Raw genomic sequence first — 10,321 nt, forward strand, 5'->3', positions numbered from 1 at the left:
TCTCCATGTTCATGAAAGGGCGAGGGCGGGACGCGTCGACCGCACCTGCTCCGAGGATACCAAGAGATCACGTTCCAGTTCCGCGGCCCGATGTCCAGCGGTGTGCGATTCCAGGATGACGTGCCGCGCGGCAACACCCATGTTCCGGCGAGCGGCGTCATCGAGCGCCAGCGCTGCCAGTACATCGTTGGTCCGCCTGGCAAGGATGATCTGCTCGCCTGGCCGGAACAGCTGGTCGAGCCCTGGCCAGATGTCGGAGATGACCGGCGTCGCGCAGGCGGCGGCTTCGAACAGTCGGACCGAGGGCGACCAGCCAGCGGCGATCATGTCGGCCCGGGTCACGTTGAGGGTGAGGCGAGAGGCGGCGTAGAAGGCGGGGTGTTCGGCAGGCGGCACATGCTCGATCCGCTCGACATTGGCCGGCCAGTCGATCGTCGCCGGATACTGCGGACCGGCGACGCAGAAGCGGCGCTCCGGGGCCAGCCGGGCGGCTTCGACCAGCAGCGCGTCGAGGGTCGGCTGGCGATCGTCGCTGTAGGTGCCGAGATAGGAAAGATCCCAGCGGGGTTCCGCAGGAAGGGGGCGATAAACCTGCTCGTCGACCGAGCAATAGAGCGCACGCGCGGCCGGGGAGCGGTACTGCTCCTCGAGGAAGCGCAGGGTCGGACCACCGGTAAAGCTGAAATAGACGTCGTAGTTGGGGATCAGCTCGGGCGCGAGATATTCGAAGTCGCCGCGCGCTAGCTTGGCGAGGGTGACCGGCGTGTCGATGTCGTAGAAGCAGCGGACGCCTTCTGCGGTCTCCTGCACGAACCGCCCGACCGCGACGCCGTCAGGGACGTAGGAGCCGACCATGACCGCATCGGCATCGCGGATTTCCGCGGTCCAGCGCTTCAGCTCCTCGAGGTCCGAGTAGAAGCGCAGGGTGCAGAAATCGGGATCGGGCAGGTCGCGCTGGTTGCGGTACCAGGGCACGTCCCGCTCAAGGAACAGGATATCGTGGCCCCGCTCGGCGAAGGCGCGGAGCAGCGCCCGGAAGGTGGTGGCGTGGCCGTTGCCCCAGCTGGAGGACAGCGAGAGGCCGAGAACGACGAGCTTCATGCCGCCACCATCTCGCGCTTGGCGGCAAGCTCGCGGCGCAGGATCGCGTCGACCTGCTCGCCCCTGAGCGCATAGGTATGGTCACGCGACACGCGGCGCAACGCGGCGTCGCCGATGGCCCGCGCACGCTCGGGGGTGAGCGCCTGGAGGTGTTGGGCGACGTCCTGACCGTCGCGAGCGACCAGCACTTCCTTGTCAGGGGCGAGGAACTGCTCGATCCCCTCCCAGGCGTCGGTGATCAGGCAGGCCGCCGCACCGGCCGCCTCGAACACCCGAGTGGCGGGCGAGAAGCCGATGTTCGCCATGCTGTCGCGGGCAACGTTGAGCACGGCCAACGGCGTGCAGTTGAAGGCATTGTGGTCGGCGGTCCCGACATGGCCGATCCCGCGAACGTTCGCCGGCATCGCCTTGGTCTCCCACCCGTTGCCGCCGATCAGGAAGGGGCGGTCGGACAGCAGCGCGGCGGCGCGAAGGAAGAACTCCTCGACGCGGACCTCGCGGTCGGGAAGGCGGTTGGCAAGGAAGTTGAGATCGGCCTGGAAGCGCGCGTTGGGCGGGACCGGGTGATGGGTCGCCGGGTCGAGCGCGTTGTACACGGGAATGCACTGGCGCGCACCGAAGCCGGTGTAACGCTCGACGACCGGCGGACCGCCGCCGTAGGTCAGCACCAGGTCGAACTCCGGCAGGCGACGGCGCAGCGGATGGTCGGACTGGCCGGCGATCTCCTCGAGCGTCGCCGCGGCATCGACGTCCCAGTAGATGCGGAGCGCGCCCGGCGCCGCTTGGTCGAGCACGCCCTCCAGGAGTTCGTCGTCGAACACCCCGACCCCGCTCGCCTTGACGACGGCATCGGCCTCGCCGGCGCGCGCCAGCACAGCGCGGCAGGCCTCGGGCGTTGCATCCCACACGACCACCTCCGCCCATTCTGGCGGATCAATGTCGCGGTGCTGCTGGCGATCGAAGGCGTCGGGCTCGAAGAAGGTGATCCGGTGCCCGCGCCGGGCCAGTTCGCCAAGCACGCCGCGGTAATAGGTCGCGGCGCCGTTCCAGTAGCTGCTGAGGAGGCTGGAGCCGTAGAAGGCGATGTTCATGCGGGGACGGGTTCCTTGATCGGGGCGCCGAGTCGCCCGGCGATCGCCAGCAGCTCGTCGACGCGGTGCGCGCAGCTGTGGCGCGCGTGGATGGTGGCGAGGCCGTGCGTGACGAGCGACCGGCGCAGGTCTGGGTCGGCGGCGAGCGCGCGCAGGTGACGCGTCATCTCCGCCCCGTCGCGCGCGACCAGATAGTCCTCGCCCGGCGTGAACAGCTGCTCGCAATCGTCCCACGGCGCGGAGACCAGCGGGATGCCGCAGGCCAAGGCCTCGAACACGCGGATGGTCGGAATGCCTGGCAGCAGCGTGGTGTAGAAGCGGCGCGGAACGTGCACCGTCGCGAGGTGATGCGCGAACACCTCCGGCGCGCGGGCATTGGGCAGCCAGCCGCGGAAGTTCACGCCGTAGCGCTCGAGCGTCGTCAGTGCCTCGGGCGGGTAGCGGACGCCGAAGATGTCGAGCGGGAGCCCGGCCTCCTGCGCCGGGCGGAACAGGTACTCCTCCAGCTCGGCCGAGCGCTCGCCGTCGCCCCAGTTGCCGATCCACACCAGTCCGTCGCGGTCGACCGGCTCGGCCGGCGGGTGGAACAGCCGCGTATCGGCCGCCTCGTGCCAGACGAACACCCGACCTTCCCAGCCCCAGCGCCGATAGACTGCGGCCAGCGTCTCGCCGAACGCCAGCACCCCGTCGTAGCCGCTGAGGTCGAAGGCGCGGATTGCCTGCTCTTCGCTGACCGCCCGGTGGTGGGTGTCGTGGAACAGGATGGTGAAGGGAGCGCCGCACCGGCGCTGCTCACCGATCGCCGCGACCAGTGCCGGGTCATTCCACTCGTGGACGATGACGAGGTCGGCGCCGTCGGTCAGCGCGGCGAGATCGGCGTCGGGCTCGAAGCTGCGCGATTCGAGCTCTGGATAAGCATAGCGGTAGGCGTGCAGTCCCTCCGGCCCATGGTCGGCGAGCAGGTTCTGCAGGCTCCACGCCCCGGCCGGCTCGTAAGCGCGGACGTCGTGCCCGCGGGCGATGAGTTCGCGCAGCACGCCGCGGAGAAAGTGGGCGTTGCCGTGGTTCCAGCAGCTCGCCAGCGAATGGGTGAAATAGACGACCCTCATGCCGCCACCCGAGCATCGGCGCCGATGACCGAACGATAGTGACCGAGCATGGCGGCAGCGGTCGCCCGCGGGGTGAAGCGCGCCGCGCGGGCGCGGGCCGCTGCGCCCAGCCGGTCGCGCTCTTGAGGATCTTGCAGCAGGCGCTCGGCTGCCTCCGCGAAGGCTGCGGCGTCACAAGCCGGCACGAAGGTCGCGGCGCCGTCCCACAGTTCGCGGAAAACCGGGGTGTCGGCGAGCAGAAGCGCGCAACCGGCCTGAGCCGCCTCGAGCACCGCCAGCCCGAACGGCTCATAAAGTGCCGCCGAGGCGAAGACTGGGCGAGCCGCGAGCTTCGCCGCCAGCGCGTCGTCGCTCAGCCGGCCAAGCGCCACGGCATGATCGAGAGTCACCCCGCCGCCATGCGGCTCGCGGAGGCTGCCGGCGGCTTCGAGCGGCACGGACAGAAAGGCTGCGGCGCGATCGAGGGTCGTGACATTCTTGCCCTCGTCGCCGAGCCGCCCGGCGGTCAGCACCGTGTCGCTGCGAGGAAGCCCGGACGGCAGCGGCAGCGGCGAGCGGCCGTTGTGAACGACTTGCGGCAGGACGCCGTAGCAGCGCTCGACCGCGGCGGCGAAGGCGTGGCTCGGCGCTACCGCGAGGATGGAACGGCGCAGTCCCTCGGCGACCAGCGCCGCGCGCCAGGCAAGGTCGACCGGCAGCGGGCCGTCCTTAACCGCTTCCCACCAGCTCGCGACGCAGCTGTGGATCAGCGCGACGACCGGGACCGCGAAGTCGGCGCAGGCGAGCGCCGGCGAATGGATTTGCACCAGGTCCGCGCCGCGCTCCCGCGCCAGCCGGGCGAGGGCAGCGGCGGCATCGCGCACCGCAGCTTCGTCCGCGGCCAGCCAGTCGAGCGGCAGGCCGGTATCGACGAGGGCAAGCGCGGCATGATCGAGCCCGGCCGGCACCGGACCCATCAGCGCGACGAGGACGTCGACCCCCGCCGCGCCGAGCGCGTCGGCGAGATCGCGGGTATAGGTCCAGACACCGCCCACCGCATCCGTGGTGAGGATCAGCCTCAATGCGCCGCCCCGGCCGCCATCGGCTCGCGCGCCCCCAGCGACAGGCCGCGTTCCCCCGCCAGCCACTCGGCCAGCGCGGTCACGCCCGAGCGCCATTCGACCGGCGCCTTGAGCCCGAGCTCGCGGCGGACCGCGCGCCCATCGGCGACGAAGTAGCGCTGGTCGCCCGCACGCCAGTCGTCAAAGCGGAGGTCGACCTCGCGCCCGGTCAGCTCGCCGATGAAGCCGATCAGCTCGCGCAGCGACACCGCGTTGCGCGGGCCGCCGCCGAGGTTGAAGGCTCGCCCGCTAACACGGTCGATGTTGCGCCAGACCGCCATGTAGGTGTCGACCGCGTCCGACACGTCGAGGATGTCGCGGACCTGGCAGCCGTCGCCATAGAGGGTGATCGTCTCGCCCTCGAGCGCCTTGATGAGGAAGTGCGCGACCCAGCCCTGGTCCTCGGTTCCCATCTGCCGCTCGCCATAGATGCAGCTCATCCGCAGCACCGCGGTGGGCAGGCCGAAGCTACGGCCATAGTCGAGCACATACTGGTCGGCGGCGCCCTTGGAGCAGCCATAGGGCGTGTGGAAGTCGAGCGGCCGGGTCTCGCCGATGCCATGGTCGCGGACGGCCGGATCGACCGGGGAGTAGCGCTCGTCCTCGAGCCTCAGGTCGACATCGGCAAGATCACCGTAGACCTTGTTGGTCGAAGCGAAGATCAGCGGCACGCGCCGGCCGCCGGTGCGCAGCGCATCGAGCAGGTTGAGCGTGCCGAGGATGTTGACCGAGAAATCATCGCGCGGGTCGACCAGCGAAGTCGTGACGGCGACCTGCGCGGCCATGTGGAAGACGGCGGACGCCTCTTTGGCCGCGGCGACCACCGAGTCCTCGTCGCGGATGTCGGCGACGACGCTGCTAATCCGCTCGGGATGGCGACTGGTCAGCCAGGCGAGGTTGCGTTCGACCCCGGCGCGGGCGAGCGCGTCGTAGACCAGCACGTCATGGCCCTCGCCGGCGAGCCGGTCGGCGATGTTGCAGCCGATGAAGCCTGCCCCGCCGGTGACGAGGATCGGCCGGCGGCTCACGCCACCAGTCCCCGCTTCTCGAGCTCGGCGCGGGCCTGATCGACCCTGTCGACCGCCTCCTCCTCGGCGACCCAGCCGGCCAGCTCGGCGAGCCCTTCCTGGAAGTCGCGCTCCGCCCTGAAGCCGAGCCGATCGGCCGCGAGGCTCCCGTCGCAGAAGCAGTGGCGGATGTCGCCCACCCGGGTCTTGCCGACCACTTCCGGTTCGATGTCGTTGCGGTTCATCGCCGCGCCGAGCGAGCGGGCGACTTCGGTGACCGAGCGATCGTGGCCGGAGCCGATATTGAACACGCCGCCGACCGCCTCGGGCTTCTCCAGCGCGTCGGCGAAGGCGCGGGCGACGTCGCCGACATAGACGAAGTCGCGGCGCTGCTCGCCGTCCTCGAAGACCATCGGCTTCTGCCCGTTGAGCAGCCGCGACGCGAAGATCGCCAGCACGCCGGTATAGGGATTGGATAGCGCCTGCCCGGGGCCGTAGACGTTGAACAGGCGGAGGCAGACCCCTTCCATGCCGTAGGCCTCGGCCATGATCATGGTCGTTCGCTCCTGCACGAACTTGTTGAGCGCGTAGATCGAGGCGAGCGCCGGCTGCTTCCATTCCGGCGTCGGCACCGGGCTGAGCGGCCGACCCTGGTCGTCGAGCGGCTCCCAGCTCTGGCTCTCCGACCGGCGCGGCTGGCGGATGGCGTTCTCGACCAGCTTGCCGTCGACGTCGCGGTACAGCCCCTCCCCGTAGATGCTCATGGAGGAGGCGGTGACGATCCGCCGCACCGGGCGCTCGATCAGCTTTTCGGTGAGCACCGCGGTGCCGACGTCGTTGACGCTGGTGTAACGTTCGACCGCATACATCGACTGGCCGACCCCGACTTCGGCGGCGAGATGGATCACGCTGTCGACGCCGTCGAGCGCCTTCGTCACCGCGTCGCCGTTCCGGACGTCTGCGCGGATCAGCTCGGCCTCGCGGTTCAGCGCGGCGGGCCGCTCGGTGTCGCCGTGGACCTGCTCGATCAGACTGTCGAGAACCCGGACCTTGTGGCCCCTGCGAAGCAGCTCCTCGGTCACAAATCGGCCGATGAAGCCGGCACCGCCCGTGATCAGAACCGTCTCGCCCAATATCCTTGCTCCCCACCGGAACGACGCGGCACCGGAACAATCCGACCGCGAAATGAATTGTTCGTCTGTCCAATGAAGCTTGTTCATCTTTGTTCCCGGGGGCGCGACCCTTGCCGGGCAAGCCAGCCGTTTTCTTTTGCTACCGGCATGAGGGAACAAAGCTTCGTGGAGCGCTGTTGAGGGGCCGAAACAAGGGGAGCCCGTTGACAGCGTCCGTTCTACTTATCCGTCACGCCGCGCATGGCGACCTGGGCGAGCGCCTGTCGGGACGCGGTCCGGCGCCGGGTCTGACGGAGACCGGACGCGGGCAGGCCTTGGCGATGGCGACAATGCTCCGGGACGAGCCGATTGCCGCGCTTCACGCGAGCCCGCGGGCGCGCGCGCTGGAAACGGCGGCCGCGCTGGCCGACGCGGCTGGCCTCGAGTTCGACACGGTCGCCGCCCTCGACGAGGTGGATTTCGGCGCCTGGACGGGCTGCCGCTACGAAGAACTGGATGGACAGCCCGATTGGGACCGCTGGAACGCCGAGCGGGCGTCGGCGCGGACGCCGGGCGGCGAGTCGATGGCGGAAGCGGCCGACCGGGCGCTCGACCATGTTCGCGACACCGCGCGGAGCCACCCGGGGCAGACAGTCGCGATGGTCAGCCACTGCGACGTAATCCGCGGCGTGCTGGCCCGAGCGATGGGCCTGAGCCTGGACAAGATCCTCAACTTCGACGTCGACCCCGCCTCGGTCAGCCGACTGGCGGTCGGCGACTGGGGCGAGCGGGTCGTCAGCATCAACGAACGGGCCGCCGCATGAACGCCACCCTCGCCAGCCCCGCCGCGGACCGCGACGGGCTGAAGAAGCGAGTGGAGGAGCTCGGACCCTGGTTCCACAATCTCGAGCTCGACGGCGTGCAGACGGCGCCGGAGCATTTCCTGCCCGACTATCCGCGCTCGAAGTTCCGCCGGTTCGAGCGGCTGCTGCCGGCCGATCTCACGGGCAAGAGCGTGCTCGACATCGGCTGCAACGCGGGCTTCTACAGCTTCGAGATGAAGCGGCGCGGCGCGGCCCGCGTGCTCGGCATCGATCATGACCCGCGCTATCTCGAGCAGGCCCGCTTCGCCGCCGGCGTTCTCGGCTTCGACGACGTCGAGTTCCGTCCGGGCGAGGTATGGGACGTAGGCGCGCTCAGCGAGCGGTTTGATCTCGTCGTGTTCATGGGCGTCCTTTATCACCTGCGCCATCCGCTGCTCGCGCTGGACCTGATCCGCGAGCATGTCGCCGACGACATGCTCCTCTATCAGTCGCTGACGGCCGGTTCGCGCGAGGTCGTGCAGCCGGAGCCCGACTATGAGTTCCACGAGGGAGTGGAGGCGCTGACCGGCGAGGGCTGGCCGGCCATGTACTTCGTCGAACACCGCCTCGCCCGCGATCCCACCAACTGGTGGGTGCCCAACATGGCCTGCAACGGTGCGATGCTCCGTTCCGCCGGCTTCGAGCCCGTCGGCCAAGCCGACGAGGACGTTTTCTTCTGCCGCCTCGCCGACCACTCGGTCGCGCACGGCGGCGCCGTCTATCCCGCGAAAGGACCGGCCGCTTGATCGAAGCCGCGATGATCTGGAACGAACCCAACAACAAGTCGCATTGGGATCCGGAGGTCGACCCCGACTGGTCGAAGTTCGCGCAGATGGGCATCCTTGCAGCGGAGGCGATCCATGCCGCCAATCCGGCGGTCAAGCGCGTGCTCGGCGGCATCTCGCCGATTGATCCGAGCTTCATCCAGCGGCTGCAGGGTCATGGGCTGATCGATCATCTCGACGTGATCGCGATGCACGGCTTTCCGCTTGACTGGAACCTGTGGAACATCAACGAATGGCCGGCCAAGGTCGACGAGATCCGCGCCGTCGTGCCGAACCACGAGCTGTGGGTCAGCGAGGTCGGGGTCGGATCGTTCGGTGCCGAGGAGGTGCAGGAGTTCGGGGTCAAGCGCACCGCCGAGCTGCTGATCGGCAAGGTGCCGAGGATCTTCTGGTATTCGCTCTACGATCTGCCGCGCGAGTGGGAGGCGACTACCCGCCACAAGGAGGCGGAAGGCTCGAGCTACTACCGCCATTTCCACATGGGGCTGCTCGACCAGTCGGGGCGGCCGAAGCTCGGGCTCGAGGCATTCCGCCCTCATGCCGCCGAGCTGGGCCTGATGCAGTGGTTCCACTTCGAGGACCACCGGCTCGACGAGGCGGTGCGCTGGCTCAAGGAGCTGGGCGTGACCCGGCTGCGTACCGGCCTGAGCTGGGCCGACCGTTTCCGCCCCGGCGCGCTCGACTGGTTCGACCGGCAGATGGAGGCACTCGAGCCGTTCGAGGTGACGGCCACCTTCTGCTTCACCCCGGAGCATCTCGGGATCGAGCCGCACCACACCAGCGCGCCGAGGGACCCGCAGATGTTCGCGGATTTCTGCGCCGAGATGATCGAGCGCTATGCGCCGGCGGAGTCCGCCGCGATCGCCGCCGAGTAAGGACGAGTAGCCATGGATTCGACGATCAACATCGCCATTGCCGGGGTCGGCAACTGCACGTCCAGCCTGGTCCAGGGCATCGCCTACTACCAGAACGGCGGGGCGAACGAGCAGATCGGGCTGATGCACTGGGATCTCGGCGGCTACCGTCCGAGCGACATCAAGGTGGTCGCCGCCTGGGACGTCGACAGCCGCAAGGTCGGCAAGGATGTCGCCGAGGCCATCTTCGCCGAGCCCAACTGCACCGAGGTCTTCTGCGCACATGTGAAGCCGACCGGCGCCATCGTTCAGATGGGCAAGCGGCTGGACGGGGTGGCCGAGCACATGGCCGACTACCCGGCCGAGCGCAGCTTCATGCTTGCGGACGGGGCGGAGCCGAGCCAGGAGGAGGTTGTCCGCGCGCTCAAGGAAAGCGGCGCGCATGTGCTGATGAACTATCTTCCCGTCGGCAGCCAGGAAGCGACCGAGTTCTACGCCGAGTGCGCGCTCGAGGCCGGCGTTGCCTTCGTCAACTGCATCCCCGTCTTCATCGGCAGCGATCCCGCCTGGGCCAAGCGGTTCGAGGAGCGCGGCATCCCGGTGATCGGCGACGACATCAAGGCGCAGCTCGGCGCGACCATCGTCCACCGAGTGCTGACCGACCTGTTCGCCAAGCGCGGCGTGCGGCTCGACCGGACCTACCAGCTCAACACCGGCGGCAACACCGACTTCCTCAACATGCTCGAGCGCAAGCGGCTCAAGAGCAAGAAGGAGAGCAAGACGGAGGCGGTCCAGTCGGTCACCGACCGCCGGCTCGACGACGAGAACATCCATGTCGGACCGTCCGACTATGTGCCGTGGCAGAAGGACAACAAGCTCTGCTTCCTGCGCATGGAAGGGCGGATGTTCGGCAATGTCCCGCTCAATCTCGAGCTGCGCCTGTCGGTCGAGGATTCGCCCAACAGCGCCGGGGTGGCAATCGACATGATCCGCTGCGCCAAGCTGGCGCTCGACCGCGGGCTGGGCGGGGTGGTCGAGGCACCCGCTGCCTTCTTCTGCAAGCACCCGCCCAGGCAGATGACCGATGACGAGGCGCTCCGCGCGACCGAGGAGTTCATCCACGAAGGTCCGCTGGTCCATTGAGGGTGCGGTCGGGATCCCGGATTTTCGCCGGCGCGCTGGCCGGCGGTGCTTGACAAGCACCGCCCCGACGCGCTTTTGAGTCGGCGGTGAGCAGGCTCCTTCTCTCCGCATCGGCAACCGCCGCGCCGCGCTGGCGCTGGTGGCGTTTGGCTGCTC

At 68.9% G+C, this 10,321-nt stretch carries 10 protein-coding genes; 4 read left to right on the forward strand and 6 right to left on the reverse strand.

The annotated features are described in order from the left end of the window. Window positions 1–9: 9 nt before the first annotated feature. From HMF7854_RS00690 to HMF7854_RS00715, 6 genes are read right to left on the reverse strand one after another with little or no spacing between them, the layout of a single operon-like run. Window positions 10–1,101 carry a CgeB family protein gene (locus HMF7854_RS00690; protein ID WP_126717354.1) on the reverse strand — a complete coding sequence of 364 codons (1,092 nt, stop codon included), beginning with the start codon at window positions 1,099–1,101 and terminating at the stop codon, window positions 10–12. Continuing rightward, window positions 1,098–2,192 carry a CgeB family protein gene (locus HMF7854_RS00695; RefSeq protein ID WP_126717355.1) on the reverse strand — a complete coding sequence of 365 codons (1,095 nt, stop codon included), beginning with the start codon at window positions 2,190–2,192 and terminating at the stop codon, window positions 1,098–1,100. The genes HMF7854_RS00690 and HMF7854_RS00695 overlap by 4 nt, the downstream gene beginning before the upstream one ends. Further along, entirely contained in the window at window positions 2,189–3,301 is a 1,113-nt protein-coding gene (locus HMF7854_RS00700; RefSeq protein WP_126717356.1) for a CgeB family protein, read from the reverse strand. Before HMF7854_RS00700 ends, HMF7854_RS00695 begins: the two co-directional genes overlap by 4 nt. After that, window positions 3,298–4,362 (reverse strand): glycosyltransferase, encoded by a 1,065-nt coding sequence (locus HMF7854_RS00705; RefSeq protein ID WP_239016776.1) that lies wholly within the window; start codon window positions 4,360–4,362, stop codon window positions 3,298–3,300. Before HMF7854_RS00705 ends, HMF7854_RS00700 begins: the two co-directional genes overlap by 4 nt. After that, a complete protein-coding gene (locus HMF7854_RS00710; protein WP_126717358.1) occupies window positions 4,359–5,429 on the reverse strand; it encodes an SDR family NAD(P)-dependent oxidoreductase in 1,071 nt (356 codons plus the stop codon). The genes HMF7854_RS00705 and HMF7854_RS00710 overlap by 4 nt, the downstream gene beginning before the upstream one ends. Then, window positions 5,426–6,541 (reverse strand): SDR family NAD(P)-dependent oxidoreductase, encoded by a 1,116-nt coding sequence (locus tag HMF7854_RS00715; protein ID WP_239016777.1) that lies wholly within the window; start codon window positions 6,539–6,541, stop codon window positions 5,426–5,428. Before HMF7854_RS00715 ends, HMF7854_RS00710 begins: the two co-directional genes overlap by 4 nt. A gap of 203 nt (window positions 6,542–6,744) precedes the next feature. Between HMF7854_RS00715 and HMF7854_RS00720 the strand changes: the two genes are divergently transcribed. From HMF7854_RS00720 to HMF7854_RS00735, 4 genes are read left to right on the forward strand one after another with little or no spacing between them, the layout of a single operon-like run. Further along, window positions 6,745–7,344 carry a histidine phosphatase family protein gene (locus HMF7854_RS00720; protein WP_185829104.1) on the forward strand — a complete coding sequence of 200 codons (600 nt, stop codon included), beginning with the start codon at window positions 6,745–6,747 and terminating at the stop codon, window positions 7,342–7,344. Next, entirely contained in the window at window positions 7,341–8,129 is a 789-nt protein-coding gene (locus tag HMF7854_RS00725; RefSeq protein WP_126717361.1) for a TIGR04290 family methyltransferase, read from the forward strand. Before HMF7854_RS00720 ends, HMF7854_RS00725 begins: the two co-directional genes overlap by 4 nt. Next, window positions 8,126–9,043 carry a beta-xylosidase gene (locus tag HMF7854_RS00730; protein ID WP_126717362.1) on the forward strand — a complete coding sequence of 306 codons (918 nt, stop codon included), beginning with the start codon at window positions 8,126–8,128 and terminating at the stop codon, window positions 9,041–9,043. Before HMF7854_RS00725 ends, HMF7854_RS00730 begins: the two co-directional genes overlap by 4 nt. Before the next feature lie 12 nt (window positions 9,044–9,055). Next, window positions 9,056–10,165: an inositol-3-phosphate synthase gene (locus HMF7854_RS00735; RefSeq protein WP_126717363.1), complete on the forward strand. Its 1,110-nt coding sequence runs from the start codon at window positions 9,056–9,058 to the stop codon at window positions 10,163–10,165. Window positions 10,166–10,321: the final 156 nt, after the last annotated feature.

This window comes from Sphingomonas ginkgonis, assembly GCF_003970925.1.
In the GTDB taxonomy this organism is placed as follows: Bacteria; Pseudomonadota; Alphaproteobacteria; order Sphingomonadales; family Sphingomonadaceae; genus Sphingomicrobium; species Sphingomicrobium ginkgonis.